The 23,961-nt window shown below is 50.3% G+C and carries 14 protein-coding genes; 6 read left to right on the forward strand and 8 right to left on the reverse strand.

The features are described from left to right. Nucleotides 1-133: 133 nt before the first annotated feature. From H591_RS0110180 to H591_RS15260, 3 genes are read left to right on the forward strand one after another with little or no spacing between them, the layout of a single operon-like run. Nucleotides 134-841, forward strand: a complete 708-nt coding sequence (locus H591_RS0110180; RefSeq protein WP_022966850.1) for a succinate dehydrogenase iron-sulfur subunit — start codon at nt 134-136, stop codon at nt 839-841. Between the two features lie 57 nt (nt 842-898). After that, on the forward strand, nt 899-1,477 hold the full coding sequence (locus tag H591_RS0110185; protein WP_022966851.1) for a class I SAM-dependent methyltransferase: 579 nt from the start codon (nt 899-901) through the stop codon (nt 1,475-1,477). Between the two features lie 12 nt (nt 1,478-1,489). Continuing rightward, complete coding sequence (locus H591_RS15260; RefSeq protein WP_022966852.1) at nt 1,490-3,961, forward strand: DEAD/DEAH box helicase family protein; 2,472 nt, start codon at nt 1,490-1,492, stop codon at nt 3,959-3,961. Nucleotides 3,962-3,974: 13 nt separating this feature from the next. On the opposite strand, the gene H591_RS0110195 is transcribed toward H591_RS15260, so the two are convergent. Next, nucleotides 3,975-5,141, reverse strand: coding sequence for a phospholipase D-like domain-containing protein (locus H591_RS0110195; RefSeq protein ID WP_022966853.1), 1,167 nt, complete (start codon nt 5,139-5,141; stop codon nt 3,975-3,977). A 218-nt stretch (nt 5,142-5,359) separates the two neighbouring features. Then, entirely contained in the window at nt 5,360-7,768 is a 2,409-nt protein-coding gene (locus H591_RS0110200) for a phosphoketolase family protein (protein ID WP_022966854.1), read from the reverse strand. Between the two features lie 107 nt (nt 7,769-7,875). Here H591_RS0110200 and H591_RS0110205 point away from each other — a divergent pair, with 107 nt between their 5' ends. Continuing rightward, complete coding sequence (locus H591_RS0110205; protein WP_022966855.1) at nt 7,876-9,309, forward strand: MBL fold metallo-hydrolase RNA specificity domain-containing protein; 1,434 nt, start codon at nt 7,876-7,878, stop codon at nt 9,307-9,309. Between the two features lie 9 nt (nt 9,310-9,318). After that, nucleotides 9,319-10,398: an LOG family protein gene (locus tag H591_RS0110210; RefSeq protein ID WP_022966856.1), complete on the forward strand. Its 1,080-nt coding sequence runs from the start codon at nt 9,319-9,321 to the stop codon at nt 10,396-10,398. A gap of 55 nt (nt 10,399-10,453) precedes the next feature. Here the strand turns inward: H591_RS0110210 and H591_RS0110215 are convergent, their stop codons facing one another. From H591_RS0110215 to H591_RS0110230, 4 genes are all read right to left on the reverse strand, one after another. After that, nucleotides 10,454-11,215: an SDR family oxidoreductase gene (locus tag H591_RS0110215; protein WP_022966857.1), complete on the reverse strand. Its 762-nt coding sequence runs from the start codon at nt 11,213-11,215 to the stop codon at nt 10,454-10,456. Between the two features lie 193 nt (nt 11,216-11,408). Then, nucleotides 11,409-12,428 carry a dihydroorotate dehydrogenase-like protein gene (locus H591_RS0110220; RefSeq protein ID WP_022966858.1) on the reverse strand — a complete coding sequence of 340 codons (1,020 nt, stop codon included), beginning with the start codon at nt 12,426-12,428 and terminating at the stop codon, nt 11,409-11,411. Then, nucleotides 12,421-16,026, reverse strand: a complete 3,606-nt coding sequence (gene nifJ / locus H591_RS15265; RefSeq protein WP_022966859.1) for a pyruvate:ferredoxin (flavodoxin) oxidoreductase — start codon at nt 16,024-16,026, stop codon at nt 12,421-12,423. The genes H591_RS0110220 and nifJ overlap by 8 nt, the downstream gene beginning before the upstream one ends. 372 nt (nt 16,027-16,398) lie before the next feature. After that, a complete protein-coding gene (locus tag H591_RS0110230; RefSeq protein WP_022966860.1) occupies nt 16,399-17,580 on the reverse strand; it encodes a methyltransferase in 1,182 nt (393 codons plus the stop codon). 136 nt (nt 17,581-17,716) lie between these two features. Here H591_RS0110230 and H591_RS0110235 point away from each other — a divergent pair, with 136 nt between their 5' ends. Then, nucleotides 17,717-20,053, forward strand: coding sequence for a penicillin acylase family protein (locus H591_RS0110235; protein WP_022966861.1), 2,337 nt, complete (start codon nt 17,717-17,719; stop codon nt 20,051-20,053). A gap of 584 nt (nt 20,054-20,637) precedes the next feature. Here the strand turns inward: H591_RS0110235 and H591_RS0110240 are convergent. Then, entirely contained in the window at nt 20,638-21,339 is a 702-nt protein-coding gene (locus tag H591_RS0110240; protein ID WP_022966862.1) for a TSCPD domain-containing protein, read from the reverse strand. 15 nt (nt 21,340-21,354) lie between these two features. Beyond that, nucleotides 21,355-23,490: an adenosylcobalamin-dependent ribonucleoside-diphosphate reductase gene (locus H591_RS0110245; protein ID WP_022966863.1), complete on the reverse strand. Its 2,136-nt coding sequence runs from the start codon at nt 23,488-23,490 to the stop codon at nt 21,355-21,357. Nucleotides 23,491-23,961 lie beyond the last annotated feature (471 nt).

Below are 23,961 nucleotides of genomic sequence, written 5' to 3' on the forward strand. Positions count from 1 at the left end.
TACTTAATTGATTCCTTGACCTATTAAGCCTATAAACGAAGGAGTATGAGCGTCGCTGGCAGATGACCAATAACTCAGAACTGATTCGACGTAATCATACAACGATATATTTCACTCCAAGGGAAGATATCTAATGATTAACGTGCAGATTTACCGCTACCACCCAGAATACGACAGCAAGCCCTATATGCAGTCGCTCACGCTGCCTGAAGAGTTTCGCAAACGCATGGTGCTGGATGCGCTGGAGTACTTACGCGAGCAAGACCCAACACTGGCTTATCGACGCTCCTGCCGTGAAGGGGTTTGCGGCTCAGACGGCATGAACATCAACGGTAAGAACTGGCTGGCCTGCATCAAGCCCGTCGCTGAAGCGCTTGGAACATCCGACACCTTAGTGATTAGGCCGTTACCTGGCATGCCCGTCGTGCGTGATTTGGTTGTCGATCAAAGCTTATTTTTTCACCATTATGAGCAGATCAAGCCGTGGCTGATCAACGATGATCCTGCTCCAGCAATTGAGCGCCTGCAATCACCCGAAGACCGTAAGAAGCTCGATGGCCTGTATGAGTGCATTCTCTGCGGTTGCTGTACGTCGCAATGCCCATCATGGTGGTGGAATCCAGAGAAGTACCGCGGCCCTTCTGCGCTATTACAAGCCTTACGTTTTTTACTGGACAGCCGTGATCGCGCGCGCATTGAACGACTCGAAGGCCTCGAAGACCCCTTCAGCGTGTTTCGTTGCCGCAGTATTGGTAATTGTTCTTGGGTCTGCCCAAAAGGGCTGAACCCAATGGGCGCGATTGGCAGGATTCGACTAGAGCTGATGAAAGAGTCGTCGTGATGGCGTAAAGTGTGCGACTTGCAATCACCCGCCATTTGCGGTCATTTAGGGATAGCTATGACAGTTCAATTCTACGAAAACAATGCCGAACAATTCGCTCAAGACACTTTAAACGTGGATATGAGCGCTTTGTATGAACGCTTTTTAGGCAGGTTAGCGCCGTCGAGTAGAATTTTAGATGCTGGCTGCGGTGCTGGACGTGATACGGCGGCTTTTTTACGTTTGGGTTATCAAGTTGAAGCTTTTGATGCCAGCGCTAAGTTGGTAGAGATTGCTCAGCGCGTCACTGGCATCGCTGTGCAGCACAGCACTTTTCTAAATTTCAGCAGTACAGCGCCTTTTGCTGGAATTTGGGCATGTGCGTCTTTACTGCATGTACCTGCCAGCAGCATGACAGCAACCTTGCAGCACCTCGCTCAACTGCTGCAGCCGCAAGGAGTGCTTTATGTGTCGTTTAAATACGGCGCAGACGATGTGGAACGTAACGGTCGTCACTTCACCAATTGCACCGAGCAGCGTTTACAAGACTTTCTGGCTGGCACCGGCTTGCGTGTTATTGAGTCATGGTTAACCGCCGATCAGCGCCCCGAACGTGCCGATGAACAATGGCTGAATGCTTTATTAATTGCCCAATAAGAAGCACCTTTAATGTTAGCCAATAGCCCTCGCCTCACCACTGGTACTCAGCACGATCCTTTACTGCCTAAGTTGCTCGCCGCGATTTATCAAGCCACTGAGATCGAAATTGCTGTGTCCTTTATTCAGCCGTCAGGGCTGGCGCTGCTGTTTGATCCTTTATTAGAAGCGCTGAACAATGGCGCAACGATTCGTTTATTAACCTCAGATTATTTAGACATCACCCACCCGCTCGCCTTGCGTCAACTGTTGATGCTTGCCGAGCGTGGTGCGCACATTCGTATTTTCCAATGCCAAGGTAATACCAGTTTTCATTTGAAAACCTATATTTTTACGCAACAACGCGAGGCAAAAATCAGTAAAGGCTGTGCATTTATTGGCTCGAACAATATCAGTCGTACAGCACTCAAGGATGCGTATGAATGGTCATGGCGACACGATTGGCTGCCACCGGAAGATTCAGAGCCTGCACAAGAGTTTGTAAAAATCCGCGAAGCGTTCACGAGGCTACTTAACGATCCTAGCAGCATACAGCTCACCGCCAATTGGATTGATGTGTACAGTGCGCGTCGCCAAGTACGCATGCCGATCTTGAAACAACTGAGTGGTTTTGTTGATGAGCAATTGGAAGAGCCAAGCCCTAACAGCATACAAATTGAAGCACTGCAAGCCTTACTGGATACACGCACAGAAGGCTTCTCACGTGGCCTAGTGGTGCTTGCCACTGGTATGGGTAAGACGTGGCTGGCCGCCTTTGATGCCTTACAGATGGGCGCCAAACGCGTGCTTTTTGTTGCGCACCGTGAAGAAATTTTGCTGCAGGCTCAAGCGGTCTTCAACCGAGTTCACCACAATGCCCGTACGGGTTTATTCCAAGGTCCAGCCAAAGAATATGACGCGGATTTTGTCTTTGCCTCGGTGCAAAGCCTTGCCAAAACTGAAGCGCTAGAAGGCTTTAATTCAGAGCATTTTGATTACATCGTGGTGGATGAATTTCATCATGCCAGCGCGCCCAGTTACCGCCGTATTTTACAGCACTTTAATCCACGCTTTTTATTGGGTTTAACCGCTACACCTGAACGCACAGACCAAGCCGATATTTTGACCCTCTGCGATAACAATCTGGTGTTCGAGCGCAACTTGGTCCACGGCATTAACGAACAACTGCTCGCACCGATTCATTACTACGGCATCTATGATGAGTTTGTCGATTACCAAGAAATCCCTTGGCGCAGCGGTCGCTTTGATCCTGAGTTGATCGAGTTTGCTTTCGCCACGAAAAAGCGCGCTCAGCATATTTATCAGTACTGGCTCAAACATAAACAAAGTCGCACGCTCGGTTTTTGTATATCGCAGCGCCATGCCGATTATATGAATGACTACTTTCAGCAACAGGGTGTGCGCTCAGGTGCTGTATATGCAGGCTCAGCCTTGACCCGACACAATGCTTTACAGCAACTAGCCGACGGCCAACTGGATGTTATTTTCTCCGTCGATATGTTTAACGAAGGCACTGACTTACCTGCGTTAGACACCGTAATGATGCTGCGCCCGACAGAATCTAAAATCATTTTCCTGCAGCAGTTGGGCCGTGGTTTACGCTTATCCGCCCGCACGCAGAAAAGCCATGTGGTGGTGTTGGACTTTTTAGGCAACCACCAATCATTCTTGAACAGCCCAGCCGCATTGCTAGCAGAAAAAGACCGTAACGCTTTACTGAGAACGTTGCAGCAACAGCAACCCCTTGAGTTGGCTAACGGCTGCTTTATTAGCTTCGCACCGGAGCTGGTTGATTTTTGGCAAAAACTAGCACGGCAAATAGGCAAAAGCGCCGCTGAAGACTATCAGCAACTGCGTGACGAACTAGGCCGTCGCCCCACTGCTGCAGAGTTTTTCCACAAAGGTTATTCACTGCCGAAAGTACGCCAACAAGCGGGCAGCTGGCTCGACTTAGTGGCGGCGCAAGAACATGACGCGGAACTACAGCAGTTGCTAGCTGCGTACGGTGAGTTCTTTTCGCTCGGCGTGGAAACAACAAGCATGAACAAAAGCTTTAAAGTTTTTTTGTATCAAGCCTTTTTAGAGCTGGACGGCGTACGCGGTGCAGTGAACACCGCACAACTGGCACAACGCAGTCGCCGTTTACTTGAGCATCGACCTGATGACATGCGCAACCAGCTGCCCGCCAACCTGCAAGCGGTCAGCGCCGATAGCAAAGCTTGGTTAACCTACTGGCGCAAAAACCCCATCAATTTTTCCTGCAAGCAAGATAAAAGCAGCAGCCAAGCATGGTTTATAGAGCAAGGCGATAACTTTTCCCTGAATTTTAGCGTTGCAGCGCATCTGCAGGATGCCTTTGCCAACTACTTTCAAGAATTGATCGATTTGCGCTTGGCGCAGTATTTTGCTCGCAAGAACAAGCCTTACCCTGTAGAAGATGTAGAACTTTTGCAGGTTGCGGAAAAGCCAGTAACTGAAGAGTAACGCTTAGTTTTAATCACTTCCTCTTATCCAAAAAATTAATCGCCAACCGATCCATCCAACCCCACAGGCGCTGGCGAATACGTTGGATCAATGGCCGTTGTTGCCATACTTCTTCAGTGATTTCTAAGCTTTGCTCGAAGTCGTTTTGAAAGCTCTGGTGGACTTGTTCAAGCAAGCCAATATCACGCACTTCGAGGTTGTTTTCTAAGTTAAAGCGCAAGTTCCAGTGATCAAAATTGCACGAGCCAATGCTCAGCCAGCTGTCGACGATGACCATTTTTAAATGCAAAAAACGTGGTTGATATTCAAAAATGCGTACACCTTTGCGCAGCAGTGCCGGGTAATAGCGCTGCCCTGCCCAACGTACTGCAGGCAAGTCGGTGTGACGGCCAGTCAGCAGTAAACGTACATCCACTCCGCGCACGGCAGCTTTGCGTAAAGCGCGGCGCACTGACCAGGTTGGCAGGAAATACGGAGTGGCCAGCCAAACGGTTTGGTGTGCACCTTTGATGGCGCGCAGTAATGATTTCTGAATGTCTCGGTGCTGAGTTGAGGCCGCATAGGCGACCCGTGCTTTACCTATATTGGCAAAGGGTAACGGCGGAGTGTTCAGCGCTGCTGCTTGTTCTGGGCTATTATTTTGTTTCCAAAAGAAGCGCTCAATGCAGCTGTCCCATTGGTAATCAAACAAGGTCTGCCAGTCAGTCACCACTGGGCCTTGCACACGCACCATTGTTTCATGCCAAGTACTCTCGGCAGCGCCTGGCTGCCAAAACTGATCGGTTAAGCCTGCTCCGCCGACATAAGCGATATTTGCATCGACAAGCAGTAACTTACGATGATCACGGTAGAAGTTCTGCAGCCCACGCGTCCAACGCAATGGGTTATAAAAGCGCAGCTCAATACCGGCCTCAAGCCAGCGTCGACGCTGTGGATGTTTGAATTGGCGACTACCAAAGCCATCAAATAAGCAGCGCACGCGTACGCCACGTTGCGCAGCCGCAATTAATGCTGTTTCAACACGGTCAGCACTTTCACCACCACTGACCAGATACAGTTCGATATCAATCTGCTGTTGTGCTTGCTCGACGTGTTGCAGCCAGTCAGCAAAGAACGCTGGGCCGTCAATTAACAGGTTAAATTGATTGTCCGCACGCCAGGGGAAAATCAAACCGGCCATGTTTAACCCTCAGTCGCATCATGTGCGTGATGAATGTGCCCGAGCTGGGCGTTTTTGCCAAAAGTAATGACTGACTCAGAGTAGCAAGCAATCAGTATCAAACAGAATAAGATTTTGACTCAATGTGGATTATTTTTATTGGTATGGCTGTACTGGAGGCTTTACCCATCAATAGGTAAAACCTCCATGTTTTCAGCATCAATGTACCGCAGTGACGGTTAACGCAAAATTTGCGGATCACCTTTACCGGCCACCGCAGCGGCTTCTTCAATGGTTAACAAGGCAGTGCGCGGGATGTCTTGCAGACGCGCACAGGCCGCCAGCACATTACCCCAACACGCGCGGTTAACAAACTGCATACCGAACTCATCTAAGGTACCGCCACGGTTACGGTAGCCGAGCACATAAGTGCTGTTGGCGTTCGGCAGAATCGTCCACAAATGTCCACGGATCACTTCAGGGCGCATGTGCGTTAGTAGCACACGTAAACGGAAGCGCTCAGGGAATAACTTGTCGACCAACTCATCACTGGCCAAGCTTTCCAACTCCCAGCGATCACGTGGTGCACGGAAACGGCCAGGCTCTTGCAAGTAAACGATGCGATACGCCATTTCTGCTTCTTGCAGACGCTGTCCAGCACGCAACACTTGTTCTAACTGATAACTGCCGTTGGCAATCAACAGCAGTGGATCAGTGCCTTCGTACTCTTCGACGATGATCGCGCCATCGCGTGCCAGTTGCTCAGCTTGAGCTTGAGTAAAGTAAGCAGGACGATCACGCTTTGCCGCCACTACACAGGAAATCTGGCCACGCGCGCTGTAAATCTGCGGTAGCAAGGCCAACATGCTGTTGTGGTCAGCTGGGAACAACACGCGCGACACATCACTCATCTCGCCAAGCATGGCTTCACAGAAAGTGGTGTCTTGGTGCGATTGCTGGTTTTTACCATTTTCCCACGTATGCGAGGTCGCAATCAGCGGCCAACCCAACCACCCTGCTGGACGTCCAACTTCTTTTTGCTGACGTGAATAAATCAAACTTTGGCGCACCGCTCCGAGCATTTTCACGCAAAACGCTTCGTAACTGGCAACCAAGTTCAAACCAGATTGGTTGGCTAAACAGGCAGACACCACCGCCTCTTCATTAAGCACGGTAATGATTTTGCCATCCACTGCTTCTAAATCGTTTTCTGGCTCACAAACGCGGTGGCGCAGGGTTTTTAACACTTCAGTTAAACGGTTACTGGCCAACTCGTCAGGATTACCTACGCGCGGACGCAAATCAGGGTTGACGGCCACCAAATCAACAAAGTAGCGATCCACTGCAGCCATGGTTGAGCAAGCATCATCGCGGTAATGCAGCTCTGGCTGCAAGGGTGTTTTAGGATGGCGATTTGCCAAAGGATGGTCGCGTTCCAGTGGGCGGTTTTGCGCTGTGTGAGTATTCAGTAAAGCTAACGCAGCACGCATGTCGTCAGGAGTTACGTACAACGGCTTGATGTGTTTATTAAACAGCTCGCGAGATTTCTCATCCGTGTGCGGGTTACCCGGCAGCGGCAAGTTATGCGCCTTATTTTCATCAGCACCATAAAAACCAAAGCCTTTGACGCTGTCAGCAATGCCATACGGAATCGGCAAAGGATAGGACAAGATACCGCTATTTTTTTCTTGCACTCGGCGCTCAAGGCGCTGCTCCATTTCCCAGATGGTGCAAACAAAGGCTGCAGGATCGCGGCCGTCAAACTCGATTGGATCAAATCCACAACCACGCAAATGACGGATAAAACCTTGCATGCCTTCGATGGTGCCAAGCTCGGTACGCTGTTCAATACGGCGACCGTTAGCAATCATAATCGGTAATGCCGGGCCGCTGTCTTCGGCGCGCCACCAGCGTGGAATCCAGTCACTGCCGCGTTGTTCTTCAGCGGCGCCATCGGATAAAAAGGCAATAAGTGTTTCACCAGGTAAAGGCATGTGCGCATATTGCAATTCAGCAAAGCCTAAATAACCACCTTCCATCACACCACCTGCGGTATGTGGGTTGACGTGACTGCCAAGCGGCGCAGCCATTGAGCCGTCAGCAGAGATGCCGTAGCTGTAAAAATCTTGTAGTAAACGGTTAATACCCTCTTCGCCATTACCGTAAGCTTCGGCTTGCTCTGGAAGCAGATTACCGAGTAAAACGTTGAGCGCTTCGACAGCTGCGACACTATGTCCCTGCCCCATCAACCAGCTGCGTGTTTCGCCGGTTAAAGCATTCAGTGCCATGTAAGCGGCGTAACCGGGCACCATATTCAAAGCACCGCCGGTGTGTCCTTCGGGTTGAACTTTAAACTCATCTGCCGTCAAAGCAGTGCCATCAAGGTGCACTTTATTGGCATAAGTCATGTGAACGACAAGTGACATGCCTGCAGCGGTGATTTTGTCCAAAGCGCCTAGCATAAGGTATACAGTAGAGACGTCAGGTTGTTTTCCGGCTTGTACGAGCTGGTGAGCAAGGCGATATACTGCCGCTTGTGTTTCAGCGGTGTGTTGGATTGGGCCGTAGCCCTTTTGCCATTGCGCGAACGCCGGCTCATTGTTGGCATGCTCAGTTAAGTCAGTTAGGCTCGGCAAAATCTGATGCATTTTAATACTCCGTTAACTCGAATTTGGTGCAGTTTATAGACAGGCTGTTGAGGTTATCATGATAACTATCAACTAACGCTTAACTCGCAACGTTCATAAGGAAAACCATGGCCTTACTCAATTTTCTCGGTGCTATTCAACAGGTGACAGGCTCATGTTATCTAATCGAAACCTTTGACAAGAAAAACATTCTACTCGAATGCGGCATGCAGCAAGGTGGCGACAGCCATGAAAATGATAATGACAATAACGACAATGGTAAAAGCAATGGCTCAGCTTTCGCGTTTAATCCAGAGCACATTGATGCAGTCGTTATCTCCCATGCGCACATTGATCATAGCGGTATGTTACCGCGTTTAGTCTCTGAAGGCTTTCGCGGACCGATTTTTGCAACTGAAGCCACCTGTGAATTAATGGAATTGATGCTGCTCGACTCTGCGCACATCCAAGAAAAAGATGCTGAGTGGGAAAACCGCTGGCGTGCGCGTCGTGGTAAAAAAGCAATCAAACCCTTGTATGTCAGCCAAGATGCTGAGCGTGTGCTCAAGCAACGTAAGCCCGTCAGCTACGAAAAGCGTGTCGAAGTGGTACCAGGCGTACACGTTACCTTCGCTGATGCCGGCCATATTATTGGCGCTGCCATTGTCAAATTAGAGTTTGCTGAACCCAATGACAGTGTGCGCACTTTGGTTTTCTCTGGAGACTTAGGCAGTACCTGCTCGCCATTGATGAAGACTCCAGCGATTCTTAAACACGCTGATGTGTTACTGCTTGAATCAACCTACGGCGATCGCGATCACCGTTGCAACGAAGAAACGCTTGATGAGTTGGTCGCCATTCTTGAGCAAGCCGATAAAGACGGCGGCAACGTGATGATTCCGGCGTTTTCAGTCGGCCGCACCCAAGATATCTTGTTCCACTTAGGACGCTTTTATCAGGAAGGCCGTCTACCGCAGCACACCGTTTACCTCGACAGTCCAATGGCAATTCGCGCCAATGATATTTACTTCCGTCACCGTGAGGATTTTGATGAAGAAAATCGCGCGATGCTGAAGAAACACAACATTCATAACGTCTCTGATTGGTTGCCTATTCTGAAGCTAACACCAACGCCTGAAGAATCCATGGCGATCAACAATGTCAAAAGTGGCGCAATTATTGTGGCCGGTAGCGGCATGTGCAACGGTGGACGCATTGTTCATCACTTTAAGCACAACCTGTGGCGCGAAGATTGCCATTTAATTTTCACTGGTTTCCAAGCACGCGGCACCACAGGTCGTGCAATTGTTGATGGTGTTAAAAGCGTTCGCGTATTCCGTGAAGACATTATGGTTGGCGCACAAGTCCACACTTTAGGTGGTTTCTCTGCCCATGCCGGTCAGTCACAGCTGATTGAATGGGCCAGTCATTTTGAAAACCGCCCTGAATTGCACTTAATTCATGGCGAATTGGATAAGATGCTGATCCTCCAGAGCGAGTTTAAAAAGCGCTTAAATTGGGATGCTAATATCCCAGAACTGGGTGATCGGATCGCACTATAAGGAGTTGTTATGTCATTTGATTCTGATGATTATCTATCCCGTCAGTACCAAGTCAGTAGCATTGATTTAGACGGAAAAGTTGACGAACTGCTAAGACTGGCAGTTCCACCAACCAGCGCTAATTTTGAACTGTATAAAGAAATGATGCTGACTGTTGCGCGCATGGCCGAGGCTGACCGCAACCGTTGGGATGCAAAAATCATGATGCAGACGCTGCGCGAAATGGAAGCGTCGTTCAGCCTGCTCGAGCGCTTTAAGCGTCGTCGTAAAGTGACGGTGTTTGGTTCTGCACGTACTGAACCTGATCATCCGCTGTATCAGCAGGCCAAAGAGTTGGGCGAGATTTTAGCGCGCCATAACTTGATGGTTATTACTGGTGCCGGCGGCGGCATTATGGCTGCAGCGCACGAAGGTGCAGGCTTAGAAAACAGTTTGGGCTTTAATATCGCCCTGCCGTTTGAGCAAGGTGCGAATGAAACAGTCAATGGCAGTAATAACTTGCTGTCCTTCCACTTCTTCTTCTTGCGTAAGCTGTTTTTTGTTAAGGAAGCCGATGCTTTAGTGCTCTGCCCTGGCGGCTTTGGTACGCTCGATGAAGCCCTGGAAGTACTGACGCTGATTCAGACCGGTAAAAGCCCGCTGGTTCCAGTGGTGCTCTTAGATCAAGAAGGCGGCACCTATTGGGATAAGGCGCTGGAGTTTATGCGTGAAGAGTTGGTGGATAAAAACTACATTCTGCCGAGCGATTTACGTCTCATGCGCCAAGTACGCACGCCGCGTGAAGCAGGTTTGGAAATTGCACGCTTCTATCGCAGCTTCCACTCTACGCGCTGGTTTAAAAACCGCTTTGTTATTCGCATGAACTACCCTCTGAATGAGCAAGCCGTCGAGACTTTACATAAAGAGTTTATCGATCTATGTGTCAGTGGTGGTTACGCTCAAGTTCCCTATTGTCCAGAAGAGCACAATGAGCCTGAGTTCTGTAATCAACACCGTTTAGAGTTTGTCTTTAATGGCCGTGATCACGGTCGTTTACGCGAACTGGTGGATTTCATTAACTTGCCGCAAAACTGGAAAAGCAACAGCTAAGCTAAGACGTGCGGCTCAGTGTTGATACTGAGCCGCAGTTTTATTTAGGGGTTTCTTAGACAGCAGTCATTCCGCCATCCACGGTCAATGCATGACCCGTGGTGAAGCCTGCACCATCGCTGCACAAATACAGTACCGACGCAGCAATCTCTTCGACGCGACCGACACGTCCCATTGGATGTAATTCCGGAATACGCTGGCCAATCTTTGGATCCATCTCACACACACGCTGATACATTGCGGTATCAATTACGGCTGGGCAGATGGCATTCACTCGAATATTTTTGCGCGCATACTCAATCGCTGCCGTGCGGGTTAAACCCAACACAGCATGCTTAGACGCGGCATACACTGCCATTTTTGGTGCAGCACCAAGACCGGCCACCGAGGCAGCATTGACGATCGCGCCGCTACCCTGCTTGAGCATGTGCTGCAGCTGGTACTTCATGCACAGCCATACACCTTTCACGTTGACGTCCATAATCATGTCAAAAGAGCGCATAGAGCCATCGTGCAAACGCTGATTTTCCATCTCAATACCGGCGTTATTAAAGGCGTAATCGAGGCTGCCATAAGTTTCAACAGTGGTGGCGACAAGTTGCTTAACCTGTTCTTCGTCGCGTACATCACAGCTGACAAAGACTGCAGTGCCGCCAGCCGCTTCAATTAAGCTGACAGTTTCCGCACCGCCTTGTGCATTAATGTCAGCCACAACAACTTTAATGCCTTGTTCAGCAAAGGCTAATGCTGTTGCACGACCAATACCGCCTGCCGCGCCTGTGACTACAGCAACCTGTCCAGATAATTTCATTGGCAACCTCTGATCTTGTTATTTGATAAAGAGCTTGATAATAACCAGCTCAGAGCACAGGCACAGCACTATCACTGAGATTGATATATAACGATAACCTGCAAGGTAGACTTGCATAAGCATCTGAATGAGCGGAACAGCTGTAGGAGTGCACACAATCCTACAAATTGACAAGGCGCTCGCCCAAGAAAATAAATTTTTAGCGCCACACCCCTTTAGCGCTGCGGTGGCTGTGCATCACTTGCACATAGTTGGCGCGATCATAGGCGCTGGGATCAATCGCTCGATCACGGCAGACACTGCCTTTAAGTTGCTGCACCGACTGATACTCATGCTCCGTCATCCATTCACGCATGCCCTGCTCAATCTCAGCGAGCGCCTGTGGACCTTGCTGCAATAACACGCTGCACAAATGCGTTACATCAGCGCCCGCCATTAAGGCTTTCAGCGCATCCTCTGCGCTATGCACGCCGCCGGTCACCGCCAACGATAAATCCACCTTGCCAAACAAAGTGGCAACCCAGTGGATGCGCAGCAGGTTTTCATAGGAAGACGACAAGCTAATGGTCGACACCACTTCACGGGTCAGCAGATCAATATCCGGCTGATAGAAACGGTTAAACAGCGATACTCCTTGCGCGCCCGCCTCTTGCAAACTGCGCACAAAATGCCCCACCGAACTGAACTGCGAGGACAATTTCATGGTGACTGGCACTGTGACATGCTGCTTGAGTTCACGCAGCACATTGAGATAACGCGCTTCCACCTCAGCGCCGGACTCAAAAATATCCGCCGCGACATAATAGACATTCAGCTCCAGCGCATCGGCACCCGCCTCTTGCAGCTGCTTGCCGTAACGGGTCCAGCCTTCGGTAGAAATCCCATTAAGGCTGGCAATCACCGGAATCGACAAGCTATTTTTTAGCGTCTGGATATAGTGCAAATACTCATCCAGCTCGCTCTGATAGGTCGAATCATCAGGAATCGGCAAGAAACTACCGGCTTCGCCAAAACCAATATCCTGCTCATGTAAAAAACGTGCGGCGGCGGCTTCGCTGGCCAAGATACTTTCTTCAAATAACGACGGCAGAATCAAAGCACTGGCACCCGCATCTTCCAACTCACGAGCGCTGTCCAAATCACCGGTGAGTGGCGAGGAGGATGGCACCAGCGGATTTTTTAGCTTCAAGCCTAAATACTCAGTGGATAAATCAATCATCACCTGACTCCTTTTTCTCTAAATCTGCAGCACCGGGCAAATCTGCCAGCGACTGATAATGGGCAAAGCGCGCGATCACATCATCTTGGGCTTGCTCTTGATACTGCTTGGCCGCTTCTGGGTAAGTGCGGTTGAGCATACTGAAGCGCGTCTCAGTGGAGCTGAAATCAGTGTAATCAATCGAGGGCGCAGCCGAATCTAAACGCAAAGGATTCAAGCCTTTCTCGGCACGGGAGGGTTCATAGCGAAATAACGGCCAGTGCCCACTTTTTACCGCCAAGTTTTGCTGACGGTGGTTATGGGTTAAATCCACCCCGTGGGCGATACAAGGTGAGTAGGCAATAATCAGTGACGGGCCATCATGGGCCGCTGCATCAATAAAGGCGCGCAGGGTTTGTGTATCTTTCGCGCCATAAGCCACTTTAGCGACATAGACATTTTCATAGCCCATGGCGAGCATGGCCAAGTCTTTTTTCGCCGTAGGTTTGCCGGCATAGGAGAACTTAGCCACCGCACCGCGCGGTGTGGCTTTAGAAGTTTGCCCGCCAGTATTGGAATACACCTCAGTGTCCAACACCAAGATATTCACATTACGACCCGAGGCGAGCACGTGATCCAAACCGCCATAGCCAATGTCATAGGCCCAGCCATCGCCGCCAATAATCCACACGCTGCGCACCACCAGCTGTTCAGCAACGGTTAACAACTCTTGCGCCCGCGGCTGATCGCTTAACTCTGCTAAACGCTGTTTAAGCTGCACCACGCGCAAGCGCTGCTCGGCAATCTCTTGTTCAGTGTTTTGCTCAGCCGTGAGTAACGCATCAACTAACTCACTGCCGATGCTGTCGCGCAACTCTTCCAGCAACTCTTTGGCGTAGGCTTCTTGTTGGTCAATGGCGATGCGCATGCCTAAACCAAACTCAGCGTTATCCTCAAATAACGAGTTGTTCCACGCTGGACCACGGCCTTCTGCGTTGACTGTCCATGGCGTAGTCGGCAAGTTAGCGCCATAAATCGATGAGCAACCGGTGGCATTGGCCACCACCATGCGGTCACCAAACAGCTGGGTGGCCAGTTTCAAGTACGGAGTTTCACCACAACCCACGCAAGCGCCCGAGAACTCAAACAGCGGCTGCAGCAACATCGCACCTTTAATAGTGGTCTGTTTCACCACGCTACGATCGTATTCAGGCAAGGCTTCAAAGAACTGCCAGTTCTCCTGCTCTTGCGCGTGAATCGGCTCAATGGGCTGCATATTCAAAGCTTTATGCGAAGCATTGGATTTATCGCGGATCGGGCAAATATCCACACAGAGACCACAACCGGTGCAGTCATCAGGGGATACTTGATACATCATCACATGGTCTTGTGGGTAATCACGACCCAAAACCTGATGCGATTTAAAACTGTCTGGCGCATCTGCGACTAAGTCTTTCGGCACTAATTTGCTGCGAATTGCCGCATGCGGGCAGACCATTGGGCACTTACCGCACTGGGTACAGAGCTCGGCGTCCCACACTGGAATTTCTAACGCCAGTTTACGTTTTTCATAAGCAGCACTGCCCAGCGGGAAACTACCGTCCACCGGCATCATACTCACCGGCACGCGATCACCCTCACCGGCAATCAAGCGCGCAGTGAAGCGACCAATAAAGTCGGGGGCGTTTTCATCCACCAAGGGCGGACGCTCAAAGGTGCTGGTCGGCGCACTGGGTACGGGCATTTCATGCAAACTGGCGAGCGCGGCATCAATGGCGCGGAAGTTAAAGTCGATGATGCTCTGCCCTTTACTGCCGTAGGTGTTTTGCACCGCCTCTTTAATCGCAGCAATCGCCTGTTCACGGGGCAGCACCCCAGAGATGGCAAAGAAACAGGTCTGCATAATAGTGTTGATGCGCTTACCCATGTTGGCTTGCTGCGCCACCGCGTACGCGTCAATGCAATATACACGGATATGTTTTTCAATGATCTGCTCTTGCATGCGCCGCGGCAGTTCATCCCAGACCTGATCGACCGGATGCGCGGTATTGAGCAGGAACACCGCTCCATCGGCGGCTTTATCCAGCATTTCAAAACGCTCAATAAACTGCGGCTGATGGCAGGCAATAAACTGCGCTTGATGGTCACCGATTAAATAGGTGGAACGGATCGGCTGTGGGCCAAAACGTAAATGCGAAACGGTCATCGCACCAGACTTTTTCGAGTCATAGACGAAATAGCCTTGCGCATATAAATCAGTGGTTTCGCCAATAATTTTAATCGAGTTTTTATTGGCGCTCACAGTGCCGTCGGAACCCAAACCATAAAACAGCGCCTGCACTGAACCTTTATGGGCAGCGGTGTGCCAATGCTCATCCCATGCCAAACTGGTGTGGGTGACATCATCATAGATACCAATGGTAAAACCGTTTTTTGGCTGTGGTTGCTGTAACTCGATAAAGATCGCCGCGACCATGCCCGGAGTAAATTCTTTAGAGGATAAACCGTAGCGCCCACCAATGACTGTCGGCAGCTCGGCAAAGGGGCTATTGCCCTGCATCTGCGCTTGCGCCAAGGCAGTGATAATATCTTTATACAACGGCTCACCGTCTGAGCCCGGCTCTTTGGTGCGATCGAGCACGGCAATCTGTTTCACGCTGCTCGGTAACGCGGCCAATAACGCCTGCGCATCCAACGGCCGATACAGACGCACCCGCAGCACACCAACCTTTTCACCGTGCGCCTGCAGGTAGTCCACCGTCTCATGCACGGTTTCTGCGCCAGAGCCCATCAGGATAATCACCCGCTCAGCATCTGCGGAGCCGTGGTATTCAAATAATTTATAATGACGACCGGTCAGATCGGCAAACTGATCCATCAATTGCTGCACCAGTTCTGGAAAGGCTAGATAAAATTTATTGACCGTCTCGCGGCCTTGGAAATACACATCAGGGTTTTGCGCGGTACCACGCAGCACCGGATGATCCGGACTCATGGCGCGAGCACGATGGGCATGTAAAGCGTCTTGCGAAATCAGCGCGTGCAAAACCTCATCACCCACCGCTTGAATTTTCGCCACTTCATGCGAGGTGCGAAAACCATCAAAGAAATGCAAAACAGGCAAACGGCCAATTAAAGTCGCAGCATGGGAAATCAGCGCAAAGTCCATCGCCTCTTGCACTGAGCCTGCGCAGAGCATGGCAAAACCGGTCTGGCGCACCGCCATCACATCACTGTGATCACCAAAAATCGACAAAGCCTGACAAGCCAAAGAACGTGCTGCCACATGAATCACCACGGGCGTCAGCTCACCGGCGATCTTGTACATATTGGGGATCATCAGCAGCAAGCCCTGAGAAGCAGTAAAAGTGGTGGCTAAACTGCCGAGCTGCAAAGCGCCATGCACCGCACCGGCCGCGCCGCCTTCACTTTGCATCTCGACAATATGCGGCACTGTGCCCCACAGATTGGTGCGCCCTTGCGCCGACCACTCATCCGCCCACTCGCCCATCGCCGAAGCTGGGGTAATCGGATAAATCGCGCACACTTCACTTAAGCGGTGGGCAATCGTTGCGGTGGCTTCATTGCCGTCAATCATCAACCAGCGGGTTGTTTGCATGCTCAAATCCTCACTTAACGCCGTTGCACATAGCATGTGCAACATTATCAACTGAGTTTAACTAAGCAATCAAAAAGCGACTTGTCGTAGGTCAATGGGAATTAGTAGCAGCGAGAAATCCAGGCAGAGGGAAGCAACATGGAGTAACGCTCTGCCTGATCAGAGACCATTTCGTTGCCGCCATCAGGATGGTCAGGTTAGTTCAGACTGGCTGCGCTGTTCAGGTTAAACTTACTCACCTGAGATACAAAACGACGATCTAGCCAATAGTACACAGTGCAGATTTCAATCGAACTATCTCGCAAGATTAACTCGAACTGTTTTATAACTCATCGCCTCACAGGCTGCATACATTCATTGCGCCCTTGCCCCTTAGTTTTTTCCAACACAGATCAAACACCACAACGACGTCACTTCCGCACTACGCGCGGCATACAACGGATCACTCTTATCTTGACTGCGGCCGTGTTTGGGTTGGGTATCAAGGCGGTACTTCACAGCTAAACCCGCCTCAGCAAACCAGCCGAGCAACTCTTCGCGGGTACGCAGTTGCAAATGCTCGGCCAGATCAGAAAGGATCAACCAAACTTCACCATGCGGCGCTAAGTGTTTGCCGACACCTTGTAGAAAACCACGCAGCATGGCGCTCTTAGCATCATAAACAGCGTATTCCAGCGGTGAACTGGGCTTGGCTGGCAGCCAAGGTGGGTTGCAGACAATCAGGTTGGCTAGCGGCTGCTGCGTGGGGAACAAGTCGGCTTGCTGCAACTCAACGCTGGTGAGTTCTAAGCGTTGCAAATTATCTGCAGCACAAGCTAAAGCGCGTGGATTGAGGTCGGTGGCAACCACCTGTTTAACGCCACGTTGCGCAAGAATGACCGCTAACAAGCCCGTGCCAGTACCAATATCAAAAGCCAATTCATGCTGATCTGGCAGCGCTGCGTCGAGCAGCAATTGCACATATTCATGGCGTGTCGGCGCAAAAACGCCGTAATGCGGGAAAATCGAGAGTTCCAAGGCGTTAATGGGTACGCCTTTTTCTCGCCATTGCGCAGCACCTAAAGCACCTTGCAGGTCGCGAAATGAAATCAAACAAGACTCGTCCAACTCACCGAAAGCTGCAGTACAGGCTGCGCTCAACTCAGGTGCACGACGCAAGCGGCTGACGTAACCCGCATCCAACTCCAACAACAGCCGACTTAACACCCGCGCCCGCTGCGCTTGCACTAGGCGTTGTTGGTGAAATATGTTGGGAATCACAGCAGAGTCAGTCACAGGTTTGCCTGACTTAGCCGCTTTGCTAATTTTACGCTGCTCAGTGCGCTCAATACGTCGGGTCAGCGCTTGCAATAATTGCCGCGCGTTATGAAAGTCGCCACGCCACAGCATCGAGGTGCCTTCACAAGCGAAACGATAGGCCTCATCTGCAGTGGTTTGATCATCAACCATGACGATGCGCGCGGGCGGCGGCTGATTGCTTTCCGATAGCCACAGCGTGTTGCGAGTTATCCCATTGTCTTGCCACTGCACATACTGTTTTTCTGTTTGCAACACGCTGTATACCCTTAGCTATTAATGACAATCACTGCAAAAGACCGTGAAGGATAACAGTTAACGGCCTACAATAGGCGCCTGCAGGTTTGACGGCCTGCCATCTTTGACTTGAATTTTATTTACGCGGACGATCACTATGCGCCTTTTATCTGGCTTGCCATTCCCTTCTGTGCCTGCAATGTGTGCAGCATTATTGCTTAGTACATTGGGCAGTTTGTCGGGTTGTCAGTTGCTGGAGTTTGGGACTGCTAAAAAAGCACTGCCTGAAAGCGGCGTGCTGCGGGTGCAAGGTATTGCGCAGTCCAGTCATATTGCTAAAAATGCAGCAGGCATGCCGTTGCTTGAAGCAGCGAACTTTCATGATTTACTCTTTACTTTAGGCTACAGCCACGCCAGTGATCGCCTGTCACAAATGCTGCAACTGCGCTTATTAGCTCAAGGACGATTAGCTGAACTGCATGGCCCTGAGATGCTCAATGTCGACCGTTTAATGCGCTCGATTCATCTGCAAGCCGAGGCGCAAGATCTCTATAAAAATGCGCCAGAAAATCTACAAAGCTATTTCGAGATTTATGCACGCGGTATCAATGCCTATCTGTATCAAATGCGTGACAACTTGCCGCCAGAGTTGGCGCAGGCAAACTACAAGCCTGACTACTGGAAAGCTGAGGACAGTGCCTTACTCTTTAGCCTGTTTAGCTTTAGTCAAAGCGGCAACTTATCCGAAGAGGTTTTAGCATTAGCCTTGGCGCAGCATTTAGATAGCAAGCATTTACCTTGGCTACTGCCGGTTTATCCGGATGAGCCTGTGGCGCACAATGATGCTGAAAAGTTACTGACGCTGCCGCAATCAATTCTGCAGAACAGCGCCTTACGCGCTAACACTTTGCAACTGACTGAAACACTGAATCAACTCGCGGCAGTCAACTCTTTACAAGCCCCGCTGGCGAGCAGTTGGACCGTCAGTCCGCAGCACAGTGTCAACCGCCGTAGCCTACTAGCTCTGAATACGCTGCGCGCTGCGCCAACTGCTGTAAGCAACACAAAGCCGCAGCCTTCCCTGTACAGCTGGGTCAATTTACATTCGCCACAACTGCAAGCGGCCGGCTTAACCATCCCCGGCGTGCCTTTAGTGATGTCGGGTTTTAATGGCAAGCTGGCCTATAGCATCAGCGCCGTAATGGCTGATACGCAGGATGTATTTATTGAAAAGCTGCGCCAGCATAATGGCCGCCTTGAATATTTCTCTGAAAACACATGGCAGCCTGCGCAGCAACGCATGGAAACCTTTTTTATTCGTGGCCAACGCCCCATTCGAGAAACCCTATACCGTACCGCGCATGGTCCTCTTTTAACGGCATTGCCAGCTCACAGCAACAGCGGTTATGGCTTAGCTTTGCAGCAAGCGCGTAGCTCCGATGATCGTAGCCTCAACGCACTGTGGCAGTTGTTACGCAGCAAGAGCGTTGAGAGCGCGACAGAGATTGTCCAGGATCTGCGTGCGCTACCGGCTAACGTGTTACTGGCCGATGCCCAGCACATTGCTTGGCAAGTGACTGGCACCTATCCAAACCGTCGCAATAGTCGCGGTCTATTTCCTTCGGTGGGCTGGGACGCCAACGTTGCTTGGGAAGGTTACGCCGACCCAATGCTCTATCCCTATGATCAAGATCCGCAACAAGGCTGGCTCAGCGCAGCTAATCAACGCTTGACGCAACCGGGTTATGGCATGCAGTTATCCAGCAGTTGGGCCAGTCCTGAGCGCGCAGAAAATCTTGCGCAACAACTGGCTAAAAAACCTGTGGCAGCAAGCCTTGCTCTGCAAAATACAGCGCAACAGGGGTCTTGGTTAGTGACTCAGTTACAACAGATGCTCAGCGCTGGCGGCATGCCAGAGGCATTAAAAATAGCCGTGCAAAAACGATCCAGCGAGCAACGTGCAACAGCCGGACAAGCGCTGCAAAGTTTCGCAGCCATCAATGCCCAGCAGCCTTTATCGAAAGAGCATACCGCTTGGCTAGAACGCTTTTTAGCGCAGGCACAAGCGCAACTGTTTAAGCAAGAATTACAGACACTGCCGACAAGTCTGCAGCACGCCTTTACCCTACACAATCAGCACAGCTACTCGGCTTGGCTGGACCATCTATTAGGGCGCGAAGACAGTCCTTTTTGGCAAAGTTCAGCAGCGTCTAAAGCAGATTTTCTGATCGACAATTTGTTAAGCAGTCGTCAGGCAAACACTGCTGTAATCACAGAGTCGCCGGCCAGCAACAGTCAAATAATGCTGATCGATTTCTCACGCCAGATACCTTTGTCAGCGGCAAGCTTTGCGGGTCAGTCGGACAACCCGTACAGCCCGCATTATCAGCTGCAAGCAGGTAGCGCAGGGAAACTCTATCCGCTGCCAGTCAGTTATAAAGATATTAATACGGTGTACGGCAAGCAGCGCCTGACCTTGCTGCCGGCGCGTTAGAAGCTGTCTTGGTTATTAGTTCAATGCATAACCTAACTTCGGATTAAGTCACAGTCGCTGGCATGGCCAGCTCATACAGGGTTCAACTCCGGAGCTCGCCCCGAAGTACTCATTGACCATCTATGAAGCTTTCACTATTGCAGTTCCAACCAGATATGCATTTGCTGCAGATAAATACCTCTCCCACAGAATGATGGCTTTAAAAGCGTTATCCGCCAAACCCGCAAACAACATCATTGATCAATGAGTGCCTTGTTGGTGTCGCGACCAGCGGAGTCATGGATGACGCAGCCCCGAATCGGGTCAGGATGACCCGTTGAGGGAAAAGCAATACCAACAAGGTACGGCATGCGCATACCGCTCTGGATTCTTTGCTGTGTTTAAAACAGCAAATCTGCGCATGGTGTAGCGCCCGAATCGAGGCAGGATGCCTCGCTGAAGTAAAAACAGATTCAGCGCAGTGCGCCCAGCACACTATTTAGCAATTAAGCTATTGCGGGCCAGCGGCCCGCGCTCCCAGCAATCCATAACGCCCGTATTGCGGGCGAGCCGCCCGCGCTCCCAGTTATTTCAAAACGTGTGGCTTAACCACACTTACTATCACCACACGCCAAACAGGTTAAACAACCATCCATCTGCACCGCCGCTTGAGTGTGGCACTTACTGCATAATTGCGCGCCGGCGGGATAGATTTCGGTACTGTCATCGCAATTTGCTGCCGCCTGCTTTACCGCAGAGCGCTGTTCAAATTCAGCGCGCTTTTGTGCAATAAACTGCTGTTGATGCTCATCCAAGCCATCATCCATCAAACCAATAAACTTAAGATGACGCTCTAACACATCCCCAATTTCAGCCACCAAAGACGGCATCCACTGCCCGCCTTGCTTAAAGTAACCTCCTTTTGGATCAAACACACTTTTCAGCTCTTCGACTAAAAAGGTGCAGTCGCCGCCCTTACGAAATACTGCAGAAATAATCAAAGTGAGCGCAGCAATCCACTGGTAATGTTCCATATTCTTTGAGTTGATAAACACCTCAAAAGGACGGCGTTGCTCATGCGTACTACCCTGATTCAGAACAATGTCATTGATCGTGACATAAAAAGCATGCTCTGAATTTGGTGTTTTAATTTTATAAGTGGATCCGACCAAAGACTCCGGGCGCTTAACCTTTTCATGCATTTCCACAAACTTTGGCGCGGCTGCGGCCACACTTGCAGCTGGCTTCTGCTCATCGGCAGAAACTAACTCATAGCCAACGATTTTTTCGCTGATTTTAATAGTCATCACTTTTTCCTCAGCTTAAAACTTACCGTAGTAGCCTTCTTTCAAGGCGTCATAAAGATTAGCTGCGCTGTGCAACTCACCGTCGTACTCAATCTGCTCATTACCTTTGACTTCAATCGTCGAACCATCCGCCAACTTAAATCTGTAGGTGGTTTTAGCCAGATCGCCCTCCTTCACCAGCACCCCTTGAAACGCCTCAGGATTAAAGCGGAAGGTGGTACAGCCTTTTAAACCTTGCTGATAGGCGTACAGATAAATATCTTTAAAATCCTGATACGGATAATCGGTTGGCACGTTAGCGGTTTTAGAAATCGACGAATCAATCCACTTCTGCGCCGCTGCTTGCACGTCCACGTGCTGCATAGGATTGACTTCATCAGCGCTAATAAAGTACTCAGGCAAATGATCAGTTAATGCTTCAGGGTCGATCAGCGTGCGATAAGCCAGCAGTTCATAACTGAACACATCAACTTTTTCTTTAGATTTTTTACCTTCGCGGATGATATTGCGCGAATAATGATGAGCAAAACTTGGCTCAATGCCATTTGAGGCATTATTGGCCAACGACAAAGAAATCGTACCGGTTGGCGCAATCGAACTGTGATGGGTAAAACGTCCGCCTAACTCTGCCAGCTGTTCTACCAACTCTGGCTCTTCAGCCGCAACCTGCTGCATATAACGGCTGTATTTTGCCCACAACACTTTGCCTTTAATTTTTTTACCGGCTTTATAGCCATCTGCGCGCATCTCCGGACGCTTAGCCAGCATCTCGCCCGTCACGGTAAACTCTTCATCCATCAGCGGTGCAGGACCTTTTTCTTGTCCCAACTGCAAGCCCGCACGCCAACCTTCCAACGCCATTTCTTTGGAAACACGCTCAGTAAAGGCCAGCGAATCGGCGTCACCGTATTTCATCCGCAGCATACAGATGGTCGAACCCAAACCGAGAAAACCCATGCCGTGGCGACGTTTACGGATAATTTCTTCACGTTGCTCAGGCAAGGGTAAACCGTTAATTTCGACGACGTTATCCAGCATACGCGTAAAAATACCGACCACTTTACGATATTCTTCCCAATCAAAACTGGCCTGTTCAGTAAAAGGCTTGCGCACAAAACGGGTTAGATTGATCGATCCCAACAAACACGCACCATAAGGCGGCAGTGGCTGTTCACCACATGGGTTTGTGGCGCGGATATCTTCACAGAACCAGTTGTTATTTAACTCATTCACACGATCAATCAGGATAAACCCTGGCTCAGCAAAATCGTAAGTGGACGCCATAATGGAGTCCCAAATCCGTCGTGCTTTGAGTGTGCGATAGACACGGCATGCGACCATGCCATCTTCGCGCGTGATGTAGTTTTTTGTCGTTGGCCAATAGCGCCAAATCACTTGGCGACTGTCATTGACATCAAGTTTATCGGTTTCTACCTCTGCAGGGTTGAGCGGAAAAGCTAATGCCCAATCGCTATCCTCTTGCACCGCCTGCATAAACTCATGGGTGATCAGCAATGACAAATTAAACTGACGCAAACGGCCGTCTTCACGCTTCGCACGAATAAATTCTAAAACATCCGGATGGCCAACATCAAAGGTTGCCATTTGCGCGCCACGACGACCACCGGCCGAGGACACGGTAAAACACATTTTGTCGTAGATATCCATGAACGACAGCGGCCCTGAGGTGTAAGCACCAGCGCCAGACACATAAGCGCCTTTAGGACGGAGTGTGGAAAACTCATAGCCAATCCCACAGCCGGCTTTTAAGGTTAAGCCGGCTTCGTGCAGCTTGCTTAAAATATCATTCATCGAATCGCCGACGGTACCCGACACCGTGCAGTTAATCGTTGAAGTGGCAGGCTTATAAGCCGTCGCACCAGCATTAGAAATAATCCGTCCCGCCGGAATCGCCCCACGGTACAGCGCCCACAAAAACTGTTCGTACCAATGCTCACGAAGTTCCGGCAATTCAATGTCAGCCAACGCGCGCGCAACACGCTGGTAGGTCGCGTCAATATCGCTATCAATACCTTGGCCATCTTTGGTTTTCAGTCGATATTTAGCATCCCAAATATCTAAAGAGGCAGGCTGTAAGCCAATATCTGTTGTTGATGACGCCTGAATAACTGCCGCAACCGCTTGATTCATGATGAACTCCTAGAAACTCCAACTGCGTCAAAAACCCTCTAAAGCATAATAGTTAGAGAGTCAGAAAATGGCCGCAAAAACACTATATATTGTAGATAACGCAGAATCCTATATCTATATATGGTGAATGGCAAAGAATAAACATGAGCGCGACTTGACCAAAATCATGGCAAAACGTGAACAGCAGAGCAGGCTTGCTTCGTCGAGCATGCCGTTTATCGGAAAGAAAGTTTTTAGTTTGTGTTAGGCATGGCGTGCATACCGTTTGCTTTATTAGAAGCGATAATTTGGTGCATGCCGTACTTCGGAGCAGGTGTTTATCCGTCGATGAGCCCATCCAGGGCTCAACTCCGGCGCTCGCCATCCTTGGCTCGCTTGTCACACCCACCCCGAAGTACTCGTTGACCATTGGCGGTGTTTTCACTATTGCAGGAGCAGTCAGCTTTGCAGATTTACACTTGCAGCAGACTA

Origin of the sequence: Denitrificimonas caeni DSM 24390, from assembly GCF_000421765.1 — a bacterium.
GTDB classification, from domain to species: domain Bacteria; phylum Pseudomonadota; class Gammaproteobacteria; order Pseudomonadales; family Pseudomonadaceae; genus Denitrificimonas; species Denitrificimonas caeni.